Genomic DNA, 25229 nt, shown 5'->3' with positions numbered 1-25229 from the left:
CATCAGGGTATCGTATCGGAAAGAATTAGCCTACGCGTTTGACATCCCCCACCAGCAGGATATAAGAGAGCGCGCCAATCAGCGCAATAACGGAAATATAAACCAGCGCAGGCGCAAAACCATAGTCCTGGGCCAGATAACCCACCACCAGCGGAACGGTGATACCGCCCAGCCCGCCGACGAAATTAAACATACCGCCGGTCAGCCCGATAAGCCGCATCGGCGCAAGCGACGATACCAGCGACCAGGTAATGGAAGCGAAGCCGTTGCCGAAGAAGGCCAGCGCCATCAGGATCATAATCCACACCGGATCGTTGGTGTAGTTCGCCCCCATGATGCAGGTCGAGATCAGCAGTCCGCAGATAATTGGCGTTTTACGCGCGGCGCCTAACGAGAAGCCTTTTCGGACCAGCCTGTCCGCCAGCCAGCCGGAGAGCAGCACGCCAACAAAGGCGGCAAGGAACGGCACCGTTGTCATAAAGCCCGCTTTCAGCGCCGTAATCCCCTTTTCCTGGGTCAGATAGTTAGGGAACCAGGTCAGGAAGAACCACAGCGTGGAGGTTACGGCAAACTGCCCGAGGTAAACGCCGATTAGTTTGCGATGGAATACCAGCTTCCAGTCGGCTTTGGTCAGCGGCTGCCGCGCCTCTTTTTTAACGGGCGCATCGCCGTCCACCAGGCCACCGCCGTCGCGAATATAATCCAGTTCGGCTTTGCTGATACTTTTTGTCAGACGCGGCGACTGATAAACCTTAAACCAAATTAAAGACCATATTATCCCGATAGCGCCGGTAACGATAAATACCCAGTGCCAGCTCAGCATTTCCTGAATCCAGATTAATAGCGGGGTCAGGAATGCCAGCCCGACAAACTGCCCTGAAGTGTAAAAACCGACGGCTGATGCGCGCTCGTGCTCCGGAAACCAGCTGGTCACCATGCGATTATTAGTGGGAAAAGCCGGGGCTTCAAAGATCCCGGTAATCGCGCGCAGACCAATCAACGACATCAGTCCCGTGGCAAATCCCTGCAGTAGCGTCGCCACTGACCAGCCAAAAATAGCGATAAAGTAGGTTAGTCGCGATCCCACGCGGTCAAGGAACCAACCGCCGGGGATCTGGCAAAGCGTATACAGCCACGCGAAGGCGGAAAATACATATCCCATTTCCGCTTTGGTAATACCAAACTCTTCCTGAATATGCGCCGATGCCACGGCAAGGTTGGCGCGATCAACATAACAAATCACCACGGTAATAAAGATCATAATCAGCGTCAAATAACGACGACGCCCGGGTTTTGCAGCTGTAACTGAAATATCCATCGCAATCTGTCTCCAGATTTTGGGCATAGCGAAGCCGCTCACCATGCCCGGTAATTTACAGAGGGTGTGTTTAAAATTTATATTTTTGCTTACGAATGCTCTAAATAGTTCACGTTGCAGGAAGGCGGCAAGATTGCAAATCCCCGGGAGCTTACATTAGTAAGTGACCGGGGTGCGCAATCGCAGCCAACGCACCTGTGGCGTGAAATATGAAGAGCATTTACCATTCCGCGACGCTACCATCCTCATGCCGCCACAACGGATTACGCCAGTCCGGCGCATTTTGACTTAATTCAATTACCCGCGCTTCATCGATCTCTACGCCAAGCCCTGGCTTCATTAATGGTTTAAAGAAGCCGCCTTCCATATTGAAGTCTTCTTTATTTTTTACAAAGTCGAGTAATTCCGCGCCCTTGTTATAGTGAATGCCCATACTTTGTTCCTGGAAGACGGCGTTATAGGAGACAAAATCGACATGCAAACAGGCGGCAAGCGCAATGGGTCCCAGCGGGCAGTGCGGCGCCAACGCCACGTCATAGGCCTCAGCCATTCCAGCGATTTTATAGCACTCGGTAATACCGCCGGCGTGCGACAGGTCGGGTTGCAGAATAGCCAGCCCACCGGCTTCCAGCACGCGTTTAAACTCGAAGCGCGAGAACATGCGTTCGCCCGCCGCAATAGGAATCGAGGTTTGCGCCGCCAGCCGCGGATAGTATTCTGCCTGCTCGGCAAGAACCGGCTCTTCAATAAATAGCGGGCGATATTGCTCCAGCTCTTTGATAAGTACCTTCGCCATCGGCGCGCTCACGCGACCGTGGAAATCGAGGCCAAATTCAATTTCATTGCCGAACGCTTCGCGAATTTGCGCCACGGTATTCACCGCAGCGTCCACCGCACGAGAATTATCGATCAGCCCCAGCTCCTCGCAGCCATTTAATTTAAAGGTATCAAAACCAATTCCGCGCAACTTTTTGATACCGTCAATCACTTCTGCCGGCCGATCGCCGCCAACCCAGCTGTAGGCTTTGATTTTGTCACGTACCAGGCCCCCCATCAGCTGCCAGACCGGGGCATTCAGCACTTTGCCTTTAATATCCCACAGGGCCTGATCGATACCGGCGATGGCGCTCATTAAAATCGGGCCGCCGCGATAAAAGCCCGCGCGGTACATCACCTGCCACAGGTCGTTAATCTGCGCCGGATCCTGGCCTATCAGATAATCGCCGAGCTCATGCACCGCAGCCTCCACGGTGCGCGCGCGCCCTTCAATCACGGGCTCGCCCCAGCCAATCACGCCTTCGTCGGTTTCAATTTTTAAAAACATCCAGCGCGGGGGTAAACGATACGTGGTGAGTTTGGTTATTTTCATTGCACTGCCTCTCGATACGCTTTAACAAATGCTGCCGCCTGCCGTGCGGTACGCTCTACGGATTGCCCGGCGCGATAGAGATCGCTGCCCAGCCCGGCACCGGTACAACCGGCTTTTAGCCACTGCGCCAGGTTCTCCGGCGTCACGCCGCCCACGGCGAAAACGGGCACCTCCGGCGGCAAAACGGCTTTTAGCGCTTTGATGTAGTCAGGGCCAAAAGCCGAGGAAGGGAATACTTTTAAAGCCTGTGCGCCAGCATCCAGCGCGGTAAAAGCTTCCGTCGCCGTCGCGCATCCGGGACAAACGGTCATGCCGAAGCTCACCGCGCGGCGAATCACCTCTGGCTGAATATTGGGCGTAACGATAAGCCTGCAGCCCATTTCGGCAAGCCTGTCCACACGTTCAGGCTTAAGTACGGTGCCCGCGCCTATCAGCGCTCTGTCGCCATAAGCCTCAACAACGGCGGAAATGCTTTTTTCCCACTGCGGAGAATTGAGCGGGATTTCAACGGCGTCGAAGCCAGCATCAATGACGGCGCCGACATGTTCCAGCGCCTCTTCCGGCGTAATGCCGCGCAGAATAGCGATAAGCGGTAGTTTAGTTTGCCACTGCATGGGCGATGCTCCTTATTCCGGTCTGAAATGCGGTGTCGCCTGACACCACGGTCGTCTGACGGCCGATAGCGCCAAGCGCCTGCTGATAGCGGTCTGCCAGCGCCTCTCCGGCAACGAGGGTGACCTGGCGATCGTGGAAATGTGCGCTCATGGTGGCGACTTCCGCGCCAATCAGCAGGCCGGAGAGAAATTCGCTCACCTGTTCGCGCGGCAGTGAGCCCAGCACGTGCGCAGCGCGTACCTCAAAAAGCTGCGGCAGGATGTCTGGCGAATGCAGGCCGCGCTCAAGCCCGGCGTTAAACGCGTCAGGAGCTGAGACCTGCTCCGGTAACCCGGCGCCGACCAGCGAGTGGCGCAGCAGCAGGTGGTGGAGTTCGCCGGTCATCACCGTGCGAAAGTCGCTAATTTGTTGGCGGTCAGCCTGCACCCATTTGCAGTGGGTGCCGGGCATAACGTAGACGGAGGAAGGAGCTATTGCCCGCGCGCCGAGGAGCTGAGTCTCTTCGCCGCGCATCACATTATGGTTATCGTCGCGAGAGACGCTGAGTCCGGGAATAATCCAGACCTGGTCGCTAACAGCGGTTAATTGTTCGCCAATGGCGGAAAAATGGACGGGAACTGGCAGGTAGGGCGCCGCCTTCCAGCCGACATTACTGCCGACCATTCCCGCCATCACTACCGGGGTAGCGCTGTCGCGCCAGCCCGCGGTTATTTCGCTAAACACCGCTGCGGGGGAGTGTCCGTTCAGGCGCGTAACGCCTGCTTCCGATTGCCTGCTCTCCAGACACTGCTCGCCCTGATAAAGCCAGGCGCGCAGGTTTGTCGATCCCCAGTCAATTGCGATGTAGCGAGATGTCATGTGATTTCCTTTAACCTTCGTGTCGAGCTGGCGATCATGGTGAGCGCCGCCTGCTCCGCCGCTTCGCTGTCCTGATGCCGGATGGCGTCAAACAGCGCCTTATGTTCCTGGAGCGTTTTCGGCATGTTGGCCTCATCGCCCATCCAGGTCCTTTCAAATACCGCCCGCTGTAGCGAGCTGATCGCCACGTTGAGCTGTTGCAGTACCGGGTTATGTACCGACTGCAGCACCGCCTCGTGGTAGCGAATATCCGCTTCGTTAAACGCTTCCCTGTCCTGGTTGTTGGCGATCATGTCGTTGAGCGCTTCTTCTATTTGCGCCAGGTCGCTCGATGTTGCGCGCTCTGCCGCCCAGCGGGCTATCGCCGGTTCAACCAGATTACGTACCTCGCTCATCGCGCTAATCAGCCGCGGGTCGTAATCGCTCTCCAGCACCCACTGTAAAACGTCGGTGTCGAGATAATTCCACTGGTTGCGCGAGGCAACGAATGCGCCGCGATAGCGCTTCATTTCAATCAGTCGCCTGGCCATCAATGACCGGAACACTTCGCGAATGATATTGCGCGAGGTAGCAAACTCCTCACACAGCTCGGCTTCCGCGGGCAGCGCAGAGCCGGGAACGTATTTACCGCTGACAATCTGCTTGCCCAGCGTGATGACGATGCGATCGGTTTTATTGAGAGTCATGGAGAGTCCTTGTGCTCTGGATGTACCTCTCTACTTTACCGCGACAGGCGGATTTGACCGCAACTTTGTAGTACTAACGTGATACCACTCGTCATCGCCATGGGCACAATGTAGTACAATACAAACATGTTGTACTACAATTTAGATCACAAAAACGACAATCAGGCATGAAGATTTTCTGGCGGGGTAAACTCAGGGTATAAAAAAACCCGCGCTAAACGCGGGTTTTTCAGAAAACGATTTTTAGTTTAAGACATATTTTTCAATAGCATATGCCACACCGTCTTCCAGATTGGATTTGGTGATAAAGTTTGCCGCTTCTTTGACGGCAGGGATCGCGTTGTCCATCGCCACGCCGACGCCTGCATATTCGATCATTGCAATGTCATTTTCCTGATCGCCAATCGCCATCACCTCTTCCGGCTTGATACCCAGCGTATCGGCCAGCGATTTCACGCCGGTGCCTTTAGTGACGCGTTTATCAAGGATTTCCAGGAAGTAGGGCGCGCTTTTCAGCACGGTGTATTTCTCTTTCACTTCAGCCGGGATGCGGGCGATAGCCTGGTCCAGAATGGCCGGTTCATCGATCATCATCACTTTCAACAGCTGGATGTTGGGATCCATATTTTCGGCTTCGCAGAAGACCAGCGGGATTGTCGCCACGTAGGATTCATGCACCGTGTAATAGCTTACATCGCGGTTAGCGGTATACAGGGTGTTACGATCCAGCGCGTGGAAGTGGGAGCCGACATCACGGGCCAGCTGTTCCAGATAGCGATAGTCGTCGTAGCCCAGCGCGGTTTGCGCAACGGTACTGCCGTCGCTTGCCTTCTGTACTAAAGCGCCGTTGTAGGTGATGCAGTAATCTCCCGGCTGCTCCATATGCAGTTCTTTCAGGTAGCTGTGCACGCCTGCGTAAGGTCGTCCGGTGGTTAACACCACGTTGACGCCGCGTTCGCGGGCTGCGGCAATCGCGGTTTTCACCGCAGGAGAGATGGTATGGTCAGGCAGCAGCAGCGTGCCGTCCATATCGATTGCGATTAGTTTAATAGCCATGAAATCCCCGGGTAAGATGAGTCCTTACTCATGCTAACGCGATTAAGCCTACAAAAACAGAGCTACATTACGCAGCGGAACACCCTCTTTTAGGCAGAACCCGGGGACCGGGATCTTACTCGCGGGTCAGAACGATTTTACCAAACGCCCCGCGATCGAGATGTTCAAGCGCCTGTTCAAGCTGGTTAAAACGGTAACGGTGTTCAATCACCGGTTTTAACCCGGTCACGTCAACGGCGCGGACGAAATCTTCCAGCGCACGACGGTGCCCCACACCAATACCCTGAATCACCGGGGATTTCAGCAACAGTTCGCCAGCCGGTAGCGAGATTTCACTCCCGGCCAGCACGCCAATGACCGATATGCGACCATGAACCGCAACGGCGCGCAGGGAATGTCGCAGATTCTCCCCGCCAACGGTTTCAATAATATGATCGATGCCGCGATCGGCGGTCAGTTCGTAAATTCCTTCCGTCCAATCACTTTTGAGCCGGTTTATCCCATGATCGGCGCCAAGTTGTTTAGCCCGCGCCAGTTTTTCATCACTTCCTGATGTGACAAAAACCTTTGCCCCCTGTGCTTTTGCAATTTGCAAAGCGAATATCGCCACACCGCCCGTCCCCTGTACCAGCACCGATTGCCCGGCGTGTAAATGACCGCGTTCCACCAGCGCGAACCATGCGGTAAGCCCTGCACAAGGGAGCGTGCTGGCTTCTGCATCATCAAGGGTTTCCGGTGCAGCCACCAGCCAGTTTTCATTCACAACCACGTACTCAGCCAGCATGCCCTGGAAGTACCCGCCGGTGGTTTTATAAGGCAAAGTGCGGGCATCTGACGCTGGTCTACCGTCGATCCACTCCGGGAAAAAGGTGGAGATCACCCGAGCGCCGGGTTTGAAACGCGTGACGCCCTCGCCCGTGCTCTCCACCACGCCCGCCATATCAGACGCCGGCGTAAAAGGGAAGGAAAGCGCAATAGGCATGGTGCCTTCAATGACCATCTTATCGCGATAGTTGAGCGCAACGGCATTCACCCGCACGCGGACTTCACCCGGGCCCGGCTGCGGAACAGGCGCCTGAATAAGATTGAGGTTCTCACGCCCGAGGGCGTCCATAGACCAGCGTTGCATTGTCTGCGTCATTTTTCACTCCTGCCATCAAATAAGCTTGAAGTGACAGTTTACCGTTGACCATGGGTAACCAGTGGCGATAAGTTTTCCCTCTATTGGTGACTGAAAAGATACAATCCATGACCGATACGCTGAAGGATATTCCGGTTTTTGTGGCCGCCGTTGAGGCGGGAAGTTTTGCTCAGGCCGCAATTCGTTTGCATTTGTCGCGCTCGGCGGTAGGAAAGAGTATCGCTCGGCTTGAAGAGCGGTTGGGGGTACGTCTGTTTCAACGTACGACCCGCAGCCAAAGCCTGACCGACAACGGCGCCCTTTTTTATGAACGTTGTCAGCGCGCGCTGGAGGAAATTCGTGGAGCAGAGTCGCTGCTGGAAACAGGGAAACAGCAGGTTAGTGGCCGCCTGCGCGTGGCCATGCCGGTGCTGTTTGGTCGCCAGTGCGTGGCCCCCCTGCTGATCGAGCTTGCGCAGGAACACCCAGGTCTCGAGCTGGAGATGTCATTCAGCGATCGCGTGGTGGATCTCGTCGAGGAAGGGTTTGATATGGCGGTGCGTAACGGCCCCCTTCAGGACAGCAGCGTTCTGGTCGCCAGAAAGCTGGGAGAACACCGCATGGTGCTGTGCGCCGCGCCGGATTACCTGCTGAAGAAGGGTCTGCCACAAAGCGTTGATGATTTACCCCACCATGCGGCCATTAACTATCTGCAAGCAGGCAGAGTGCTATCCTGGCTGCTGATGGATAAAGAAGGAGTCTCGCACACCTTTACTCCCCGTTCATCGCTCAATATGGATGATTTGCAGGCAATCTGCGACGCTGCGCTGGCCGGCCACGGCATTGCATGGCTGCCCTGCTGGATGGCCAGCAAAGAAATTCATCAGGGAAAACTCGTCCCGCTTTTAAAGCTGGCGCCGGATGTGCGCTTCGACGTTCATGCGGTCTGGCAACAGACGCCACATCTACCGCTGAGGGTGAGAATTGCCGTCGATATGCTCGCCAGCCGTTTACCGTCCGTGATGTCGCTGGATATGCCTGCGCCCACAAAAAAGCCGCGCTAAATGCGCGGCCTGAGTAGGGCTGTAGACGACGATTAAATATCGATGTTCGCCGCTTTGAGGGCGTTCTCTTCGATAAAGGCGCGACGCGGTTCAACGGCGTCACCCATCAGGGTGGTGAACAGCTGGTCAGCGGCAATCGCATCCTTCACGGTCACGCGCAGCATGCGGCGGCTATCCGGGTCCATAGTGGTTTCCCACAGCTGGTCCGGGTTCATCTCGCCAAGACCTTTATAGCGCTGGATAGAGAGGCCGCGGCGCGACTCTTTCACCAGCCAGTCCAGCGCCTGTTCAAAGCTGGCAACCGGCTGACGGCGTTCGCCGCGCTCAATAAAGGCATCCTCTTCAATCAGACCGCGCAGCGTTTCGCCCAGCGCGCAGATACGGTGGTATTCCGGCCCGGTGACAAACTCATGATCCAGCGGATAATCGGTATCCACGCCGTGGGTACGCACGCGAACGATCGGCTCAAACTGCTGCAGCTCGGCGTTCTCGCGGACATCAAATTTCCACTGGCTACCGTGCTGCTCTTTCTCATTCAGCTCGCTCACCAGGGCGTTGATCCAGCGCGTCACGGTCTGCTCATTCGCCAGGTCGGCCTCTGCGAGCGTCGGCTGATAGATAAGCTCTTTGAGCAGCGCTTTAGGATAACGACGTTCCATACGCGTAATCATTTTCTGCGTGGCGTTATACTCGGCAACCAGTCTCTCCAGCGGCTCTCCGGCCAGGGCCGGCGCGTTGGCGTTGGTGTGCAGCGTTGCGCCATCCAGCGCGATGGAGATTTGGTACTGATCCATCGCCTCATCGTCTTTAATATACTGTTCTTGCTTGCCTTTCTTCACTTTGTACAGCGGCGGCTGGGCAATATAGACGTGGCCGCGCTCAACGATTTCCGGCATCTGACGGTAGAAGAAGGTCAACAGCAGCGTACGAATGTGCGAGCCGTCGACGTCCGCATCGGTCATGATGATGATGCTGTGGTAGCGCAGTTTGTCCGGGTTGTACTCGTCGCGACCAATGCCGCAGCCCAGCGCGGTAATCAGCGTCGCCACTTCCTGCGAAGCGAGCATTTTGTCAAAGCGCGCTTTCTCAACGTTGAGGATTTTCCCCTTCAGCGGCAGAATCGCCTGGTTCTTACGGTTACGCCCCTGCTTAGCAGAGCCGCCCGCAGAGTCCCCTTCCACTAAGTACAGTTCAGAGTGTGCCGGGTCGCGTTCCTGGCAATCCGCCAGTTTGCCCGGCAGGCCAGCCAGGTCCAGCGCGCCTTTACGGCGGGTCATTTCACGCGCGCGGCGCGCGGCTTCACGCGCACGGGCGGCATCGATGATTTTGCCCACAACGATTTTGGCGTCAGACGGGTTTTCCAGCAGGTACTCGTTCAGCAGTTCGTTCATCTGCTGTTCGACCGCCGATTTCACCTCAGAGGAGACCAGCTTGTCTTTGGTCTGCGAGGAGAATTTCGGATCCGGCACCTTCACGGAAACCACGGCAATCAGGCCTTCACGGGCGTCGTCGCCGGTAGCGCTGACTTTCGCTTTTTTGCTGTAGCCTTCTTTATCCATATAGGCGTTCAGGGTACGCGTCATCGCCGCACGGAAGCCCGCCAGGTGAGTACCGCCGTCGCGCTGCGGGATATTGTTGGTAAAGCAGTAGATATTTTCCTGGAACCCGTCGTTCCACTGCAGCGCAACTTCAACGCCGATACCGTCTTTTTCAGTGGAGAAATAGAAAATATTCGGGTGGATCGGCGTTTTGTTTTTGTTCAGATATTCCACAAAGGCTTTGATACCGCCTTCGTAGTGGAAATGATCTTCTTTGCCGTCACGCTTGTCGCGCAGGCGAATCGACACCCCGGAGTTCAGGAACGACAGCTCGCGCAGGCGTTTTGCCAGAATCTCGTATTCGAATTCGACAACGTTGGTAAAGGTTTCGTAGCTCGGCCAGAAGCGCACCATGGTACCGGTTTTTTCGGTTTCGCCGGTAACCGCCAGCGGAGCCTGCGGCACGCCGTGGGCATAAACCTGACGGTGAATTTTGTTATCGCGCTGAATAACCAGCTCCAGCTTCTGCGACAGGGCGTTAACAACGGAAACGCCTACGCCGTGCAGACCGCCGGAAACTTTATAGGAGTTATCATCGAATTTACCGCCTGCGTGCAGAACGGTCATGATCACTTCCGCCGCCGACACGCCCTCTTCCGGGTGAATACCGGTTGGAATACCGCGGCCGTCATCCTGTACGGAGACGGAGTTATCGCTGTGGATCGTAACAACGATGTCTTTACAGTAACCTGCGAGCGCTTCGTCGATAGCGTTATCCACAACCTCGAATACCATGTGGTGCAGACCGGTGCCGTCATCCGTGTCGCCGATATACATACCCGGGCGCTTACGCACCGCATCCAGCCCTTTCAGGACTTTGATACTGGAGGAGTCATAAGAATTCGACATCAACGTTTCTCGCTCATTTAATCTTAGGTTAATCCGCTATTTTACCCTTTTCCACGGTAAACATCTTCGAATTTTCGTCCGACATGTCTATAACGTGTTCAGCGCTAATGGCGCTGACGAAAACCTGCGACTGCGTGGCTTTTAAACGGCTGGCCAGCAGCCCGCGCCGCGCGTCGTCGAGTTCCGAGGCAAAATCATCTATCAGGTACAGGCAGCGTCGCCCGCTCTCGCGGGTCAAAAACTCACCTTGCGCCAGCCGCAGGGCGCACATCAGCAGCTTAAGCTGCCCGCGCGACAATGTATCCTCTACCGGCGCGCCGTCGGCACGAATGCGGAAATCCGCTTTGTGCGGACCGTGCGCGGTATAGGTTAACATGCGATCGCGTTCGAAATTTCGTTCCAGCACCTCGGCATAATCCGTTTCTTTCTCCCAGCCGCGCTGGAAAGAAAAGGTGAGGGCGAACTCAGGTAAAAACTGCCGACAGGTATCCGCCATATCTTCGACAATAGCGGCGCTATATTCGGCGCGCCAGCGGCTGATTTGCTCCGCCAGCGGGATCAGCTCAAGATCCCATGGCCGCAGCTGGGCATAGCGACTCACCTGACGCAGCGCGGCGTTGCGCTGCTTCACCAGGCGCTTCAGGTTGCTCCAGGCGGTAAAGAATCCGGCTTCGTTGTGGAAGCATCCCCAATCAAGGAACGCTCTTCTGTATTTGGGGCCGCCGTTGAGTAAAGTAAACCCCTCTGGCGTAATCAGCTGCATCGGCATCAGAAGCGCCAGCTCCGCCACTTTATGGCCGTCGGTGCCGTCGATACGAACCTTGCTGTCGCCCTGCTTATCTTTCGTCAGGCCGATGGCGACTTCTCGCTCTTCGCCCTGCAGGCGACCGTGCAGAACAAATGACTCCTGCTCGTGACGAATCACGCGGCCAATCTGCAAGCTACGAAACGCCCGACCGTGGCCGAGCGTATAGATAGCTTCAAGCACGCTGGTTTTGCCGCTGCCGTTGGCGCCAACCAGGAAGTTAAAGCCGGGGGATAAGGCGAGATCCGCATTTTCAATATTGCGGAAGTCTTTGATTAGAAGTCGGGATAGCGACATATCAGCTCGTCATCATTCAAGGGGCGTAGGTGTCGCAGCCAGTTCGTCTACCGCCAGCGCGCAGAAAGCGGAGCGTACACGAAGTACGTGAGCATTTCGAGCACTGCCGGAAGGCGAAATGGCAAGTAAACCAGCCCCTTTGCAGATTCTACAATCGCATGGGCATGACGACGTAGGCTGCGGATTGCGAAGCCGCATCCTCAATCTGCACGCTCGAAACGGAATCCGTCAGGAGAATACGTACGTTCTCACACTTCAGCGCGTTCAGCACATCCAGTACATAGCTGACGTTAAAACCGATTTCCATTTCCGTACCGGCATAGGTAACGTCCAGAATTTCTTCCGCTTCTTCCTGCTCCGGGTTATTGGCGGTGATTTTCAGCTGATTTTCACTGACATACAGGCGCACGCCGCGGAATTTTTCGTTAGAAAGAATCGCCGCCCGGGCAAAGGCCTGCTTGAGAATATCGCAACCGGCGTCCAGATGCTTGTCCGGGTTCTTCGGCAGTACGCGGCGATAGTCAGGGAAGCGACCATCGACCAGCTTCGAAGTAAAGATAAAGTCGCCAACGTGAGCCCGGATGTTGTTGCTGCCGATCTGTACGCGCAGCGGCGTATCGCCGCCATCAAGCATACGCATCAGCTCAATCACGCCTTTACGCGGCACGATCACCGAATGATTGGGCAGGGACTCTTCCAGCGGCATAGAGCAGACCGCCAGGCGGTGGCCATCGGTCGCTACGGTGCGCAATTCGCTGCCTTCGGTTTCAAACAGCATACCGTTTAAGTAATAGCGAACGTCCTGGTGAGCCATCGAAAACTGCGTCGCCTCGATCAGGCGCTTCATGGTCGCCTGCGGCAGGGTAAACTCAACTTCGCTCTGCCAGTCGTCAAGGTTAGGGAAATCCGCCGCCGGTAGCGTCGAGAGCGAGAAACGGCTGCGCCCGGAACGCACCAGCATACGCTCGCCTTCCAGCTGTACCGCGATCTCCGCGCCTTCAGGCAGGCCGCGGCAGATATCAAAAAATTTACGCGCCGGAACGGTTGTTGCTCCCGCTTCGTGCGGCTGAATCAGCGCAACGCGCGCGACCATTTCCATTTCCAGATCGGTACCGGTCAGCGACAGCGCGCCATCGGTAACCTGAAGGAGCAGGTTGCCAAGAATCGGTAGCGTCGGACGACCACCTAAAGGACCACTCACCTGTTGCAGCGGTTTTAATAAATGTTCACGTTCTACGGTAAATTTCATAGCGTCACGAGGATAATGTTCTGATTAAATTGGAAAAATCTTCTTTGATATCGTGGCTTTCTTCACGCAACTGCTCAATCTTGCGGCAAGCGTGCAGGACGGTGGTATGGTCGCGACCGCCAAACGCATCGCCGATTTCCGGCAGACTGTGGTTGGTCAGCTCTTTTGCCAGCGCCATCGCCATCTGGCGTGGGCGCGCCACCGAACGGGAGCGGCGTTTAGACAGCAGGTCCGCTACCTTAATTTTGTAATACTCCGCCACCGTCTTTTGAATATTGTCGATGGTGACCAGTTTTTCCTGTAAAGCCAACAGATCGCGCAGCGCTTCGCGGACGAAGTCGATAGTGATGGCCCGGCCGGTAAAGTTGGCATTGGCGATAACGCGGTTCAGCGCCCCTTCGAGCTCACGTACGTTAGAGCGCAGACGCTTGGCGATAAAGAACGCCACTTCGCCCGGCAGGCGGATGTCGTTTTCATCCGCTTTTTTCATCAGGATCGCCACGCGAGTTTCCAGCTCTGGCGGTTCGATCGCAACCGTCAGACCCCAGCCGAAGCGTGATTTCAGACGATCTTCAACCCCGTTGATCTCCTTCGGATAGCGATCCGAGGTCAGGATGATCTGCTGATTGCCTTCCAGCAGGGCGTTAAAGGTATGGAAAAACTCTTCCTGCGAGCGCTCTTTATTAGCAAAAAACTGGATATCATCGATCAGCAGGGCGTCAACGGAACGGTAGTAGCGCTTAAATTCTTCAATGGCGTTGTTTTGCAGAGCTTTTACCATGTCCTGCACAAAGCGCTCGGAGTGCATGTAAACCACTTTTGCGTTGGGTTTACGCGCCACAATCCCGTTACCAACCGCGTGTAAAAGGTGAGTTTTACCCAGGCCGGTGCCGCCATAAAGAAACAGCGGGTTATACGCGCCGCCGGGGTTATCCGCTACCTGACGCGCCGCCGCGCGAGCCAGCTGGTTAGATTTACCCTCGACGAAGTTATCAAACGTATGTTTCACATTGACGTTGGAGCGATAGGTCGGTTCTGCCGGCGCCGGCACGTTATCCCAGCCTGGACGCACGATAGTCGGGGCAACGCGCGCCGTCTGAACCTGCTGCGCAGGGGCGACCGCGGCAACGCTTACCGCGCCTCTCTGCATCTGAACGGCAGGCTTCGCGCCGACTTCAAAGCGCAGCTGTGGGGCATCCGCACCGCAAAAATCATTGAGGAGTCCATTGATATTATTGAGGTATTTATCCCTTACCCAATCGAGCACAAAACGGTTTGGCGCATACAGTGCCAGCGTGTTATCGCTCAACTCCGCCTGCAAAGGGCGTATCCACATGCTGAATTCTGTGGCTGGTAACTCATCCTGCAATCGGGCAAGACACTGCTGCCAAAGCGAAAGTGACACGGCGGACTCCACTCGAACAAAAATCGATATATAAAGAGAAACTGAAACAATCGTGATTGTTGGCACACGTCGACAAGACCCTGCATAGCCGAAAAGCCCCTGCACAAAAGGGGTGACGTGCGAACCGCTATCTGCGGTTATTACCCGATGCGGATCTCTGGATCCCGATCGGGACCGGGGATCATAGCCTAAACTGAGAAAGAGATCTTGTGTTTCTCAACAGATTCTTCCCGATTTATCCACAGGAAGGATCGAAGCTGGATAAGTGTAATCGATCCTGGCTGGAGTGAAGCACGATTTCAGCCGCATATTGGAAAAATTAATGAGCTACGCGGGTTTTGAGCCTAATCGATCTAACAAAGATCCTTTACGATCCTTGCGCTTTATCCACCAGGTCGTATAATCCCCCACCCGGCGCGTAATGCCCGTTTTCCGCAGCGCGCCATCGCCTGTTTTTTGTGCGGCAAGGTGCGAGAAATAAGGAAAGAGAATTGACTCCGGAGTGTACAATTATTACAATCCGGCCTCTTTAATCACCCACGCTGAGGCGTAGGCCGTTCGAAATTCGTTCGGATTTACGCGAAAGTCAGTGAAATTATTCAAGTTTAGGTAGAAATCGCCATGAAACGCACTTTTCAACCGTCTGTACTGAAGCGCAACCGTTCTCACGGCTTCCGTGCTCGTATGGCTACTAAAAATGGTCGTCAGGTTCTGGCACGTCGTCGTGCTAAAAGCCGCGCTCGTCTGACCGTTTCCAAGTAATAAAGCTAACCCTGAGTGGTTAAGCTCGCATTTCCCAGGGAGTTACGTTTGTTAACTCCCAGTCATTTCACTTTCGTCTTCCAGCAGCCATTACGGGCTGGCACGCCGCAAATCACCATCCTCGGCCGCCAAAATTCGCTGGGGCATCCCCGCATCGGTCTTACCGTCGCCAAGAAAAACGTTAAGCGTGCGCATGAACGCAATCGGATCAAACGTCTGACGCGTGAAAGCTTCCGTTTACGTCAACATGAACTCCCGCCAATGGATTTCGTGGTGGTGGCGAAGAAAGGGGTTGCCGACCTCGATAACCGTGCTCTCTCGGAAGCGTTGGAAAAATTATGGCGCCGCCACTGTCGCTTGGCTCGCGGGTCCTGATAGGCCTGATTCGGGTCTATCAGCGCCTGATTAGTCCGCTACTCGGGCCGCACTGCCGTTTCACGCCAACCTGTTCTCAATACGGAATTGAGGCATTGCGCAGGTTTGGATTGATAAAAGGCAGTTGGTTGACGGTGAAACGCGTATTAAAATGCCACCCTTTACACCCTGGTGGTGACGATCCCGTCCCGCCTGGACCATTTGATACCAGAGAACACTAACGATGGATTCGCAACGCAATCTTCTTATCATCGCTTTGTTGTTCGTGTCTTTCATGATCTGGCAAGCCTGGGAGCAGGATAACAATCCTCAGCCTCAGCAGCAGACCACGCAGACAACGACCACAGCAACGGGTAGCGCCGCCGACCAGGGCGTACCGGCCAGTGGCCAGGGGAAACTGATTACGGTAAAAACCGATGTGCTTGACCTGACCATCAACACCCGCGGTGGTGATGTTGAGCAGGCGCTGCTTCTGGATTATCCGAAAGAGCTGAAGTCAACTGAGCCATTCCAGCTTCTGGAAACTTCGCCGCAGTTTACCTATCAGGCGCAGAGCGGTTTAACCGGTCGTGATGGCCCGGACAATCCGGCAAACGGACCGCGTCCGTTGTATAACGTCGATAAAGATGCGTTTGTGCTGGCTGATGGCCAGAACGAAATCGTCATTCCGCTCACGTACACCGATAAAGCAGGCAACGTATTCACCAAAACCTTCACCCTGAAGCGCGGTGAATATGCGGTGAACGTCGGCTATAGCGTAGAGAACGCCAGCGAAAAACCGCTGGAAATCTCAACCTTTGGCCAGCTGAAGCAAACCGCCAACCTGCCGACGCATCGCGACACCCAGACCGGTGGCCTGACTACCATGCACACCTTCCGTGGCGCGGCGTACTCAACGTCTGAAACGAAGTACGAAAAATATAAATTCGATACTATCGTTGATAACGAAAACCTGAACGTCAGCACCAAAAACGGTTGGGTTGCCATGCTGCAGCAGTACTTTACTACCGCATGGGTTCCGCAGAACAACGGCACTAACAACTTCTATACCGCGAACCTTGGCAACGGTCTTGTGGCTATCGGCTACAAATCTCAGCCGGTTCTGGTCCAGCCGGGTCAAACCGACAAGCTGGAAAGCACCCTGTGGGTCGGCCCGGCCATTCAGGACAAAATGGCCGCCGTTGCGCCGCATCTTGACCTGACCGTCGACTACGGCTGGCTGTGGTTTATCTCTCAGCCGCTGTTCAAGCTGCTGAAATGGATCCACAGCTATCTGGGCAACTGGGGCTTCTCCATCATCGTCATTACCTTTATCGTTCGTGGCATCATGTACCCGCTGACCAAAGCGCAGTACACCTCCATGGCGAAGATGCGTATGCTGCAGCCGAAGATTCAGGCAATGCGCGAGCGTCTGGGCGACGACAAGCAGCGTCAGAGCCAGGAGATGATGGCCCTGTATAAAGCGGAGAAGGTTAACCCACTGGGTGGCTGCTTCCCGCTGATTATCCAGATGCCAATCTTCCTTGCGCTGTACTACATGCTGAGCGCCTCGGTTGAACTGCGTCATGCGCCGTTTATCCTGTGGATCCACGACCTGTCTGCGCAAGACCCGTACTACATCCTGCCGATCATCATGGGCGCGACGATGTTCTTCATTCAGAAGATGTCTCCGACTACCGTGACCGACCCGATGCAGCAGAAGATCATGACCTTTATGCCGGTCATCTTTACGGTGTTCTTCCTGTGGTTCCCGTCTGGTCTGGTGGTTTACTATATCGTCAGCAACCTGGTCACCATTATTCAGCAGCAGCTGATTTACCGTGGTCTGGAGAAGCGTGGTCTGCATAGCCGCGAGAAGAAAAAATCCTGATACTCTTGAATTATTTTGAGTATTTACGGTAACGTTAATGCCAGAGAAGGCGGTCAATAGACCGCCTTTTTTACATCTACATAGAGAGTCACCATGAGCCATAACGACACTATCGTCGCCCAGGCAACCCCACCGGGACGCGGTGGTGTGGGCATCCTGCGCATCTCTGGCCTGAAGGCGCGCGACGTTGCGCAGGCGGTGCTGGGCAAGCTGCCGAAACCGCGCTATGCCGACTACCTACCGTTTAAAGACAGCGACGGCAGCGCGCTGGATCAGGGTATTGCCCTGTGGTTCCCCGGCCCGAACTCCTTTACTGGTGAAGACGTGCTGGAGCTTCAGGGCCATGGCGGCCCTGTTATTCTCGACCTGCTTCTGAAACGTATTCTGACGCTTCCGGGTGTGCGCATCGCCAGGCCCGGCGAGTTCTCCGAGCGCGCGTTTTTGAACGATAAGCTCGATTTAGCCCAGGCCGAAGCGATTGCTGACCTGATCGACGCCAGCTCCGAGCAGGCGGCTCGTTCAGCGCTGAATTCGCTGCAGGGCGCATTCTCTACTCGCGTCAACCATCTGGTGGAAGCGCTGACTCACCTGCGCATCTACGTCGAAGCAGCCATTGATTTTCCGGACGAAGAGATCGACTTCCTCTCCGATGGTAAAATTGAAGCCCAGCTTAACGCGGTTATCGCCGATCTCGACGCCGTGCGCGCCGAGGCGCGCCAGGGCAGCCTGCTGCGCGAAGGGATGAAAGTGGTCATTGCCGGGCGGCCGAACGCCGGGAAATCAAGCCTGCTGAACGCGCTGGCGGGCCGGGAAGCGGCTATCGTCACCGATATTGCCGGAACCACCCGCGACGTTCTGCGCGAGCATATCCACATTGACGGTATGCCGCTGCACATCATTGATACCGCCGGCCTGCGCGATGCGAACGACGAGGTCGAGCGCATCGGCATCGAGCGTGCCTGGCAGGAGATTGAACAAGCCGACCGCGTACTGTTCATGGTCGACGGCACCACCACCGGTGCGACCGATCCGGCGGATATCTGGCCAGATTTTATCGCCCGTCTGCCGAAAAATTTGCCGATTACCGTGGTGCGCAACAAAGCGGATATTACCGGCGAAACGCTGGGGTTGAGCGAAGTAAATGACCACTCACTTGTCCGCCTTTCGGCGCGTACCGGCGAGGGCGTAGACGTGCTGCGCAATCATCTCAAGCAGAGCATGGGTTTTGAGACCAATATGGAAGGCGGCTTTCTGGCGCGCCGTCGCCACCTGCAGGCGCTGTCCGATGCCGCAGAGCATCTGCAGCAGGGTAAAGCGCAGCTGCTGGGCGCCTGGGCTGGCGAGCTGCTGGCGGAAGAGCTGCGCCTGGCCCAGCAGAACCTGAGCGAAATCACCGGTGAGTTTACCTCCGACGACCTGCTGGGGCGCATTTTCTCCAGTTTCTGTATTGGTAAGTAATCTCAGTTTGTGAGCATTGACTAACCCGCCTTAACGTCCTGTTAAAGCGGGTTTATTATTTTCCCTTTACGTCTTCACGGCACAGCGCTTTCTCTATTACCCTTATCGATACCCTCGCTTTACTCGTACCGGATACCACCATGTTGAGTGATTACACCCTGATTGATACCGTACCTTCTGCGGAAGACTTTTGCCGCCTGCGCATCATTTCTGGTATGTCCCCGCGCCCGCTGGAAGGCGCCCGCGCGGGTCTGCCGCATAGCTGCTACGGGGTGCATATCCTCTATGAGGGCGTGCCCGTTGGGATGGGGCGCATCGTCGGCGACGGCGCGCTGAACTTTGAAATCGTCGACGTCGCCGTTGATCCCGCTCATCAGGGAAAAGGGCTTGGTCGCCAGATCATGCAAAAAATTGTCGCCTGGCTGGATGAAAACGCGTTTAAAGGGGCATACGTCTCGCTGGTGGCGGATGTTCCCGAGCTGTACGCAAAATTTGGGTTTTCCAGCGTCAGGCCAGAAAGTGAAGGTATGGCAAAGATCTGGAAATAACGTCGCTGATAAAGAAGCATCCGGGGATGCGGTATCCCGCGGATGCCAGTCGATGCGCTTAACGATTAAATAAAATCGGCAGCGCGAAAAGCGTCCAGCGCGACGCGCTTTTGCTCGCTGGTCATCGGGCGCAGCGGGCGGCGCGGATCGCCGACGTCAATACTGTGCAGCTGCATCGCCAGCTTCCCGGCCGCAACGCCGCCGTACTGAATCAGGACGCGAATAATTGCGATAACCTTATCCATACAGGCAGCAACATCCTGATGGTCTCCCCGGTTAAAGCTGTCGATCAGACGATGATAGAGCGGCGCCGCATAGTTATAAGTACTGCCAACCGCGCCGACGGCGCCGCAGGCCAGGCCTGCCGGTAAAAACTCATCCACGCCGAACGGAATATCGAACTGGCGATTGTTGACGCGCAGGCAGCGCTGGAACTCATACATATCCGCGGAGTTAAACTTCATACCGGACAGGTTCGGGATTTTATCCGCTGCCGCGATCAGGAACTGCTCCATATCCAGGCTCAGACCCGACATGCCGGAGTGGTAGTAATAGAAGCCTTTTGACGGCGCGGCGGCGGCGATAATACGGCAATATTCCACCAGATCGTCGACGGTTGACGGTTTGAAGAAGCACGGTCCGATGACCGAGGTGGCAAAAATATCCAGGGTTTCAGCATGGCGGCTGAGCTCCAGCGCATCGGCGATGCTGAGAGCCCCGGTGTGTAGCGTAATGCTTAATTGTCCCTGGCTTGCCGCGACCCAGCGCTCGGCAATTTTTTTACGCTCTTCTACGGAACAGTGGATGCCTTCTCCGGTCGTCCCACAGACGTAAGCACCTTTAACGCCCTGCGCAATCAGATGCTCGGCAATCCGATCGATAACGGGGTAGTTGACTTCGCCGTTGGCATCAAAAGGCGTATGGGGGGCGGCAATAAGACCTGTTAACTTTGTCATGTAATCCTCGAATGGTGTTTTTCTTCTTAAATTAATTAATTTTGAAGTATTACTCCATCCTAGGGGCTAACGATGCCGGTTGCAACAGGTTACCGGCAGGGAGAAAAAACGGGAGTATCAGATTGTGACGAATCGCACTAAATTCGCGCTACTTGAGCATGGACAGAGCATCCATCGTTCGCAGTTTATTCGCGCGGGCGGCTTCCGGGTCTCTCTGCACCAGCAGCGTATAAATGAGATCCAGAACGAAGAGCTGCGCCGTTTTAGTGCCGATAGAGTCACCCTGCAGGCGCCCCTGTCGGTTGCCGTTAATGAGCGTAATATCAGCGACTTTACTCAATGGCGATCCGAGGTTATGCGTTAAGGCGACGGTGGTGGCTCCAGCCTGCCTTGCCAGATCGAGGGCGTGCGCGGTTTCCGGCGAATGTCCGGAGTGGCTGATGCCGATGGCGACATCGCCAACCTTGAGCAGCGCGGCCTGCATATACATAAAGTGATTATTTGTTAAGGCATCGACGCGCAGCCCGATTCGCATCAGCTTATGCTTCATCTCCTCGGCGGTCAGTCCGGAAGCGCCAACGCCAAAGATATAGGCGCAATTACAAGTATGCAGCGCCTCCACGACCCGTTCCACCTGCTCCATATCCAGCAGATTTAGCGTTTCCGAAAGCACGGTCGAGATGGCGCCCTGGAGCTTCAGGCCGATGGTGTGCGCATCGTCGGTTTTCTGAATTTCAGCCTCCAGCAGCGTGCTGTTGTCATCGCTATCGTTCATGGCCAGCTCAATGGCCAGTTCCATTTTGAAGTTCTGAAAACCTTTATAGCCCAGCTGTCGACAGAAACGGATCACCGATGCTTCGCCCGCGTTCACTTCCTCTGAGAGATCGGCAATCGAAAGCTGAGTCACCTTATGCGGGGAAGCGATCACATACTGCGCGATGCTTTTCCCGACGCGGGTCATACTGCTTTGCATCGCCCCCAGGGTATCAAGTATTTTCCCGGCTTTGACCGGCGAAGTCGGAGTCGTCATCTCTTCCCTACTGTTTACGCGATTATCAGGCGCTCATGATGGAGGACAGTTCAGCGCCAGGCAATATGGTTTTTTAAAAAACGCCGTGGTGATGCGGCTATCCCCGGCGCGGCAAAAACATATTACGTCTCATCGCGTGAGTCAGATCGCCTTTTTTCATTCCCCCTCGCCTGTGACCATGATCTTGTTCACATATCTCATGCAAAGCCCTTGTGGTGTTTAACTTCTAAAAAATACATTAATTGGAGTTTAACTTCATTCGGGTGCGCGGCACCCTGCTTTTTTTTGGCCCTACAGCATAAAAACGTTGCTCATCACAGGAGAGCATATGAGTGAAATAATAAGTACCAAACCATGGTATAAGCACCTCAATAAGTCGCAGTGGCGGGCGTTTTCCGCAGCCTGGCTGGGCTATTTACTGGATGGTTTTGATTTCGTTTTAATTGCTCTGGTGCTCACCGAAGTACAAAGCGAATTCCAGCTCACCACGGTACAGGCGGCGAGTATTATCTCGGCGGCGTTTATCTCCCGCTGGTTCGGCGGCTTGCTGCTGGGGGCGATGGGTGACCGCTATGGCCGCCGCCTCGCGATGGTCAGCAGTATTATTCTTTTCTCCGTCGGTACGCTGGCCTGCGGCTTTGCGCCTGGATACACCTCCATGTTTATCGCCCGTATGGTGATTGGAATGGGAATGGCCGGAGAGTACGGATCCAGCGCCACCTATGTGATTGAAAGCTGGCCAAAACACTTGCGAAATAAAGCCAGCGGCTTCCTGATTTCCGGCTTTTCCGTCGGCGCTGTCGTAGCGGCGCAGGTTTACAGTCTGGTGGTCCCCTTATGGGGCTGGCGCGCGTTGTTCTTCCTCGGCATTCTGCCGATTATTTTCGCGCTGTGGCTGCGTAAAAATATTCCGGAAACGGAAGACTGGACAGAGCGCCAGACGAAAAAAACGCCGGTGCGGACGATGGTGGATATCCTCTATCGCGGTAAATATCGCGCCATGAATATGCTGATGACGCTGGCCGCAACGGCCGCGCTCTGGTTCTGCTTCGCCGGAAACCTGCACAATCCGCTCGTGGTGATTGCGCTGGCGCTCGTCTGCACCATCATTTTCATCAGCTTTATGGTACAGAGCAGCGGAAAACGTTGGCCGACCGGCGTGATGCTGATGGTTGTCGTTCTGTTCGCCTTTCTCTACTCCTGGCCTATCCAGGCGCTGTTGCCGACCTATCTGAAAACCGAGCTGGCATACGATCCGTCGACGGTCGCGAAGGTGCTCTTCTTTAGCGGATTCGGCGCAGCCGTCGGCTGCATCGTCGGCGGTTTCCTCGGCGACTGGCTGGGCACGCGAAAAGCCTACGTTTACAGCCTGCTGGCATCGCAGGTTCTGATTATTCCGGTCTTCGCCATCGGCGGCTCCAGCCTCTGGGGTCTGGGCATCCTTCTCTTCTTCCAGCAGATGCTGGGTCAGGGGATTGCCGGGATCTTACCGAAATTGATCGGCGGCTACTTCGACACCGACCAGCGCGCTGCCGGTCTGGGTTTCACCTATAACGTAGGCGCCCTGGGCGGGGCGGCTGCGCCGGTCCTCGGCGCGCTGGTCGCACAGCACATGCATCTGGGTACGGCGCTGGGGTCGCTCTCCTTCGGACTGACGTTTGTGGTGATCCTGCTGATTGGTCTGGATATGCCGTCCCGAGTACAGCGCTGGATTCGCCCGGAAGCGCTACGTACCCATGACGCTATTGATGGTAAACCGTTCAGCGGCGCACTGGTTGGTCACGACAAAGCGAACGCTCCGCTTTGCGATAAACACTAAATTCATGCGCCCGGCTCTGTCGGGCGCAAACGGAAGTAAGGGATAGTGCTATGTCTTTATTTGATGATTTGGATAGTAACGTTAAACAATTGGGTGGCCTCATTGTCTCCTGCCAGCCGGTACCGGGTAGCCCGTTAGATAAACCTGAAATCGTCGCGGCTATGGCGCTGGCGGCGGTCAATACGGGGGCGGTCGCAGTACGAATTGAAGGCCTTAACAACCTGAAGGCGACCCGCGAGCTGATTTCAGTACCGATTATTGGCATCATCAAGCGCGATCTGCCGGACTCGCCGGTGCGCATTACGCCATTTCTGGAAGATGTAGACGCGCTGGCGCAGGCGGGGGCGGATATTATCGCCTTCGACGGTACGGATCGCCCGCGTCCGGTTGGCGTTAAGGCAATGATTGACCGAATTCATCAGCGTGGCTGCGCGGCGATGGCAGACTGCTCCAGCCTGGAGGACGGGACTGAGTGCCACAATCTTGGCGCAGACATTATCGGGACAACGATGTCCGGGTATACCACGGATGCGGTACCTACCGAACCGGATTTCCCGCTAGTGCAGGCGCTGAGCGCCAAAGGATACCGGGTCATTGCCGAAGGCCGATTTAACTCCCCGGCGCTGGCGGCGCAGGCGATAAAGCACGGCGCATGGGCGGTGACCGTCGGCTCAGCGATTACGCGTCTGGAACACATCTGCCAGTGGTACCGCGATGCGCTGACTGAGGCTGCGCTATGACCACGCTGGCAATTGATATCGGCGGCACCAAGCTTGCCGCCGCACTGGTCGATGCTCAGCATCGCGTGCTGGAAAAACAGACGCTGCCAACGCCAGCCAGCAAAACGCCGGCGGCGCTAACGGAAGCGTTACGCGAGCTGGTTGCGCCTTTCGCAGGCCGGTCCCGGCAGGTAGCGGTCGCCTCCACGGGCATTATTGGTCACGGCGTTCTGACGGCGTTAAACCCGGATAACCTGGGCGGGCTGGCGCAGTTTCCTCTTAGGGACACGCTGGCGCAGCTAACGGGGCTGCCGTGCTTGGCGGTGAACGATGCGCAGGCGGCAGCCTGGGCCGAATATCACGCTCTGGCTGCCGATGCGAGCGAGATGGTCTTCATCACCATCTCTACCGGCGTGGGCGGCGGTATCGTCTGCCACGGTAAGCTCTTGTCCGGCAAGGAGGGGCTGGCCGGACATATCGGCCATACGCTGGCTGACCCGCACGGCCCGCGCTGCGGCTGCGGGCGTATTGGCTGCGTGGAGGCTATTGCATCCGGAAGGGGGATCGCCGCGCTGGCAACCGACGATCTGCAGGGAATGACGGCCAAAACCATTTTTGCTCTTTCGCAAAGCGGCCATTCCCAGGCGACATCGTTAGTTCACCGTTCGGCGCAAACCATCGCCCGGCTGATTGCCGACATGAAGGCCAGCTATAACTGCCAGTATGCCGTCCTGGGCGGCAGTATCGGGCTGGCGCCCGGCTATATTCCCCTGGTTGAAAGATATCTGGCGCAGGAGCCTGCGGTATATCACACCCCTATTGTAGCCGCACACTATCAGCATGATGCCGGGCTGATTGGCGCGGCGTTGTTAGCAGAGGACAAAGCATTATGATTATCGGCGATATCCATCACCCGGAATGCGCAGGACTATCACCCGTTCTGCTTGAGGCTGTGAGGCTGGCCGTTAAGGCCCAACCGCAGCAGTGTGAACCCGGGCGTTATGATTTACAGGGCGATGATATTTATATGAACGTCATGCGCTTCGCTACGCAGCCGGCGGAAAGTAAAAAAGCGGAGCTGCACAAAAAATTTATTGATATTCAGATCCTGCTGGAAGGCGAAGAAACAATCCATTATGGCGTGGTCGATAGCGCCCGGGAGTGCGAAACATGGCACCACGAGGACGACTACCGGCTATGTTCAACCATTGCCGACCAGCAGCAGGTAGTGCTGAAGCCCGGTATGTTTGCCATTTTCTTGCCGGGCGAGCCGCATAAGCCAGGCGTGCAGGGCGCAGAGAGCGTTGAGATAAAAAAAACGGTGATTAAAGTTAATCACACGCTGCTGGCCTGACAAGCCTCCGCCGCCCGCCAGACCCGCTGGCGGGACGGTATCCCCTGAA

24 protein-coding genes are annotated in these 25229 nt (G+C 55.8%); 11 read left to right on the top strand and 13 right to left on the bottom strand.

Annotated elements, in window-relative coordinates; all coding sequences use genetic code 11:
• Window positions 1-25: 25 nt before the first annotated feature.
• The 7 genes from ABLV75_RS22395 to ABLV75_RS22365 form a co-directional block, all read right to left on the bottom strand.
• Window positions 26-1363: an MFS transporter gene (locus tag ABLV75_RS22395; RefSeq protein WP_142478793.1), complete on the bottom strand. Its 1338-nt coding sequence runs from the start codon at window positions 1361-1363 to the stop codon at window positions 26-28.
• A gap of 175 nt (window positions 1364-1538) precedes the next feature.
• Window positions 1539-2687: a galactonate dehydratase gene (gene dgoD, locus ABLV75_RS22390; RefSeq protein ID WP_004107175.1), complete on the bottom strand. Its 1149-nt coding sequence runs from the start codon at window positions 2685-2687 to the stop codon at window positions 1539-1541.
• Window positions 2684-3301, bottom strand: a complete 618-nt coding sequence (locus ABLV75_RS22385; RefSeq protein ID WP_004107180.1) for a 2-dehydro-3-deoxy-6-phosphogalactonate aldolase — start codon at window positions 3299-3301, stop codon at window positions 2684-2686. Before ABLV75_RS22385 ends, dgoD begins: the two co-directional genes overlap by 4 nt.
• Window positions 3285-4160 carry a 2-dehydro-3-deoxygalactonokinase gene (locus ABLV75_RS22380; RefSeq protein ID WP_004107182.1) on the bottom strand — a complete coding sequence of 292 codons (876 nt, stop codon included), beginning with the start codon at window positions 4158-4160 and terminating at the stop codon, window positions 3285-3287. Before ABLV75_RS22380 ends, ABLV75_RS22385 begins: the two co-directional genes overlap by 17 nt.
• Window positions 4157-4846, bottom strand: coding sequence for a D-galactonate utilization transcriptional regulator DgoR (dgoR, locus tag ABLV75_RS22375; protein WP_004107184.1), 690 nt, complete (start codon window positions 4844-4846; stop codon window positions 4157-4159). Before dgoR ends, ABLV75_RS22380 begins: the two co-directional genes overlap by 4 nt.
• A gap of 243 nt (window positions 4847-5089) precedes the next feature.
• Window positions 5090-5902, bottom strand: a complete 813-nt coding sequence (yidA, locus tag ABLV75_RS22370; protein WP_004107186.1) for a sugar-phosphatase — start codon at window positions 5900-5902, stop codon at window positions 5090-5092.
• Window positions 5903-6017: 115 nt separating this feature from the next.
• Window positions 6018-7043, bottom strand: a complete 1026-nt coding sequence (locus ABLV75_RS22365; RefSeq protein WP_004107189.1) for an NAD(P)-dependent alcohol dehydrogenase — start codon at window positions 7041-7043, stop codon at window positions 6018-6020.
• A gap of 107 nt (window positions 7044-7150) precedes the next feature.
• Here ABLV75_RS22365 and ABLV75_RS22360 point away from each other — a divergent pair, with 107 nt between their 5' ends.
• Window positions 7151-8086: a LysR family transcriptional regulator gene (locus tag ABLV75_RS22360; protein WP_004107191.1), complete on the top strand. Its 936-nt coding sequence runs from the start codon at window positions 7151-7153 to the stop codon at window positions 8084-8086.
• A 32-nt stretch (window positions 8087-8118) separates the two neighbouring features.
• Here the strand turns inward: ABLV75_RS22360 and gyrB are convergent, their stop codons facing one another.
• The 4 genes from gyrB to dnaA all read right to left on the bottom strand — a co-directional run bounded on the left by gyrB (window position 8119) and on the right by dnaA (window position 14289).
• A complete protein-coding gene (gyrB, locus tag ABLV75_RS22355) occupies window positions 8119-10533 on the bottom strand; it encodes a DNA topoisomerase (ATP-hydrolyzing) subunit B (protein ID WP_004107195.1) in 2415 nt (804 codons plus the stop codon).
• Between the two features lie 28 nt (window positions 10534-10561).
• Window positions 10562-11635 carry a DNA replication/repair protein RecF gene (gene recF, locus ABLV75_RS22350; protein WP_004107198.1) on the bottom strand — a complete coding sequence of 358 codons (1074 nt, stop codon included), beginning with the start codon at window positions 11633-11635 and terminating at the stop codon, window positions 10562-10564.
• 148 nt (window positions 11636-11783) lie between these two features.
• Complete coding sequence (gene dnaN / locus ABLV75_RS22345; RefSeq protein ID WP_004107206.1) at window positions 11784-12884, bottom strand: DNA polymerase III subunit beta; 1101 nt, start codon at window positions 12882-12884, stop codon at window positions 11784-11786.
• Between the two features lie 4 nt (window positions 12885-12888).
• Window positions 12889-14289 (bottom strand): chromosomal replication initiator protein DnaA, encoded by a 1401-nt coding sequence (gene dnaA, locus ABLV75_RS22340; RefSeq protein WP_004107208.1) that lies wholly within the window; start codon window positions 14287-14289, stop codon window positions 12889-12891.
• Between the two features lie 621 nt (window positions 14290-14910).
• On the opposite strand from dnaA, the gene rpmH reads away from it, so the two are divergent.
• The 6 genes from rpmH to ABLV75_RS22310 all read left to right on the top strand — a co-directional run bounded on the left by rpmH (window position 14911) and on the right by ABLV75_RS22310 (window position 19302).
• Complete coding sequence (gene rpmH / locus ABLV75_RS22335; protein WP_004871828.1) at window positions 14911-15051, top strand: 50S ribosomal protein L34; 141 nt, start codon at window positions 14911-14913, stop codon at window positions 15049-15051.
• Window positions 15052-15066: 15 nt separating this feature from the next.
• On the top strand, window positions 15067-15426 hold the full coding sequence (gene rnpA, locus ABLV75_RS22330; protein ID WP_004871829.1) for a ribonuclease P protein component: 360 nt from the start codon (window positions 15067-15069) through the stop codon (window positions 15424-15426).
• Window positions 15390-15647, top strand: a complete 258-nt coding sequence (gene yidD / locus ABLV75_RS22325; RefSeq protein ID WP_071530267.1) for a membrane protein insertion efficiency factor YidD — start codon at window positions 15390-15392, stop codon at window positions 15645-15647. The genes rnpA and yidD overlap by 37 nt, the downstream gene beginning before the upstream one ends.
• A gap of 2 nt (window positions 15648-15649) precedes the next feature.
• A complete protein-coding gene (gene yidC, locus ABLV75_RS22320) occupies window positions 15650-17296 on the top strand; it encodes a membrane protein insertase YidC (protein WP_004107212.1) in 1647 nt (548 codons plus the stop codon).
• A 93-nt stretch (window positions 17297-17389) separates the two neighbouring features.
• Window positions 17390-18754, top strand: coding sequence for a tRNA uridine-5-carboxymethylaminomethyl(34) synthesis GTPase MnmE (gene mnmE / locus ABLV75_RS22315; RefSeq protein WP_004107214.1), 1365 nt, complete (start codon window positions 17390-17392; stop codon window positions 18752-18754).
• A gap of 140 nt (window positions 18755-18894) precedes the next feature.
• Window positions 18895-19302 carry a GNAT family N-acetyltransferase gene (locus ABLV75_RS22310; RefSeq protein WP_004107215.1) on the top strand — a complete coding sequence of 136 codons (408 nt, stop codon included), beginning with the start codon at window positions 18895-18897 and terminating at the stop codon, window positions 19300-19302.
• Window positions 19303-19367: 65 nt separating this feature from the next.
• Here the strand turns inward: ABLV75_RS22310 and ABLV75_RS22305 are convergent, their stop codons facing one another.
• Both ABLV75_RS22305 and ABLV75_RS22300 read right to left on the bottom strand, forming a co-directional pair.
• Window positions 19368-20258, bottom strand: a complete 891-nt coding sequence (locus ABLV75_RS22305; protein ID WP_004107216.1) for a dihydrodipicolinate synthase family protein — start codon at window positions 20256-20258, stop codon at window positions 19368-19370.
• Between the two features lie 148 nt (window positions 20259-20406).
• Window positions 20407-21288 carry a MurR/RpiR family transcriptional regulator gene (locus ABLV75_RS22300; RefSeq protein ID WP_004107217.1) on the bottom strand — a complete coding sequence of 294 codons (882 nt, stop codon included), beginning with the start codon at window positions 21286-21288 and terminating at the stop codon, window positions 20407-20409.
• 328 nt (window positions 21289-21616) lie between these two features.
• On the opposite strand from ABLV75_RS22300, the gene ABLV75_RS22295 reads away from it, so the two are divergent.
• Genes ABLV75_RS22295 through nanQ form a run of 4 tightly spaced genes read left to right on the top strand, consistent with a single transcriptional unit; the run spans window position 21617 to window position 25180 of the window.
• Window positions 21617-23107: an MFS transporter gene (locus ABLV75_RS22295; protein ID WP_004107218.1), complete on the top strand. Its 1491-nt coding sequence runs from the start codon at window positions 21617-21619 to the stop codon at window positions 23105-23107.
• Between the two features lie 50 nt (window positions 23108-23157).
• Window positions 23158-23847: an N-acetylmannosamine-6-phosphate 2-epimerase gene (locus tag ABLV75_RS22290; RefSeq protein ID WP_004107219.1), complete on the top strand. Its 690-nt coding sequence runs from the start codon at window positions 23158-23160 to the stop codon at window positions 23845-23847.
• Window positions 23844-24719 (top strand): N-acetylmannosamine kinase, encoded by an 876-nt coding sequence (locus ABLV75_RS22285; protein WP_004107220.1) that lies wholly within the window; start codon window positions 23844-23846, stop codon window positions 24717-24719. The genes ABLV75_RS22290 and ABLV75_RS22285 overlap by 4 nt, the downstream gene beginning before the upstream one ends.
• Window positions 24716-25180 (top strand): N-acetylneuraminate anomerase, encoded by a 465-nt coding sequence (nanQ, locus tag ABLV75_RS22280; RefSeq protein WP_004107221.1) that lies wholly within the window; start codon window positions 24716-24718, stop codon window positions 25178-25180. The genes ABLV75_RS22285 and nanQ overlap by 4 nt, the downstream gene beginning before the upstream one ends.
• Window positions 25181-25229 lie beyond the last annotated feature (49 nt).

This window comes from Klebsiella sp. CN_Kp066, assembly GCF_040065135.1.
In the GTDB taxonomy this organism is placed as follows: Bacteria; Pseudomonadota; Gammaproteobacteria; order Enterobacterales; family Enterobacteriaceae; genus Klebsiella; species Klebsiella oxytoca.
This window is presented reverse-complemented; position numbering and strand designations above follow the sequence as displayed.

What these genes read in the sequence shown, in the direction of transcription:
- ABLV75_RS22395 (WP_142478793.1), bottom strand. Translation starts at nt 1,363, where the DNA reads ATGGTGAGCGGCTTCGCTATGCCCAAAATCTGGAGACAGATTGCGATG.
- dgoD (WP_004107175.1), bottom strand. Translation starts at nt 2,687, where the DNA reads ATGAAAATAACCAAACTCACCACGTATCGTTTACCCCCGCGCTGGATG.
- ABLV75_RS22385 (WP_004107180.1), bottom strand. Translation starts at nt 3,301, where the DNA reads ATGCAGTGGCAAACTAAACTACCGCTTATCGCTATTCTGCGCGGCATT.
- ABLV75_RS22380 (WP_004107182.1), bottom strand. Translation starts at nt 4,160, where the DNA reads ATGACATCTCGCTACATCGCAATTGACTGGGGATCGACAAACCTGCGC.
- dgoR (WP_004107184.1), bottom strand. Translation starts at nt 4,846, where the DNA reads ATGACTCTCAATAAAACCGATCGCATCGTCATCACGCTGGGCAAGCAG.
- yidA (WP_004107186.1), bottom strand. Translation starts at nt 5,902, where the DNA reads ATGGCTATTAAACTAATCGCAATCGATATGGACGGCACGCTGCTGCTG.
- ABLV75_RS22365 (WP_004107189.1), bottom strand. Translation starts at nt 7,043, where the DNA reads ATGACGCAGACAATGCAACGCTGGTCTATGGACGCCCTCGGGCGTGAG.
- ABLV75_RS22360 (WP_004107191.1), top strand. Translation starts at nt 7,151, where the DNA reads ATGACCGATACGCTGAAGGATATTCCGGTTTTTGTGGCCGCCGTTGAG.
- gyrB (WP_004107195.1), bottom strand. Translation starts at nt 10,533, where the DNA reads ATGTCGAATTCTTATGACTCCTCCAGTATCAAAGTCCTGAAAGGGCTG.
- recF (WP_004107198.1), bottom strand. Translation starts at nt 11,635, where the DNA reads ATGTCGCTATCCCGACTTCTAATCAAAGACTTCCGCAATATTGAAAAT.
- dnaN (WP_004107206.1), bottom strand. Translation starts at nt 12,884, where the DNA reads ATGAAATTTACCGTAGAACGTGAACATTTATTAAAACCGCTGCAACAG.
- rpmH (WP_004871828.1), top strand. Translation starts at nt 14,911, where the DNA reads ATGAAACGCACTTTTCAACCGTCTGTACTGAAGCGCAACCGTTCTCAC.
- yidD (WP_071530267.1), top strand. Translation starts at nt 15,390, where the DNA reads ATGGCGCCGCCACTGTCGCTTGGCTCGCGGGTCCTGATAGGCCTGATT.
- yidC (WP_004107212.1), top strand. Translation starts at nt 15,650, where the DNA reads ATGGATTCGCAACGCAATCTTCTTATCATCGCTTTGTTGTTCGTGTCT.
- mnmE (WP_004107214.1), top strand. Translation starts at nt 17,390, where the DNA reads ATGAGCCATAACGACACTATCGTCGCCCAGGCAACCCCACCGGGACGC.
- ABLV75_RS22310 (WP_004107215.1), top strand. Translation starts at nt 18,895, where the DNA reads ATGTTGAGTGATTACACCCTGATTGATACCGTACCTTCTGCGGAAGAC.
- ABLV75_RS22305 (WP_004107216.1), bottom strand. Translation starts at nt 20,258, where the DNA reads ATGACAAAGTTAACAGGTCTTATTGCCGCCCCCCATACGCCTTTTGAT.
- ABLV75_RS22300 (WP_004107217.1), bottom strand. Translation starts at nt 21,288, where the DNA reads ATGACGACTCCGACTTCGCCGGTCAAAGCCGGGAAAATACTTGATACC.
- ABLV75_RS22295 (WP_004107218.1), top strand. Translation starts at nt 21,617, where the DNA reads ATGAGTGAAATAATAAGTACCAAACCATGGTATAAGCACCTCAATAAG.
- ABLV75_RS22290 (WP_004107219.1), top strand. Translation starts at nt 23,158, where the DNA reads ATGTCTTTATTTGATGATTTGGATAGTAACGTTAAACAATTGGGTGGC.
- ABLV75_RS22285 (WP_004107220.1), top strand. Translation starts at nt 23,844, where the DNA reads ATGACCACGCTGGCAATTGATATCGGCGGCACCAAGCTTGCCGCCGCA.
- nanQ (WP_004107221.1), top strand. Translation starts at nt 24,716, where the DNA reads ATGATTATCGGCGATATCCATCACCCGGAATGCGCAGGACTATCACCC.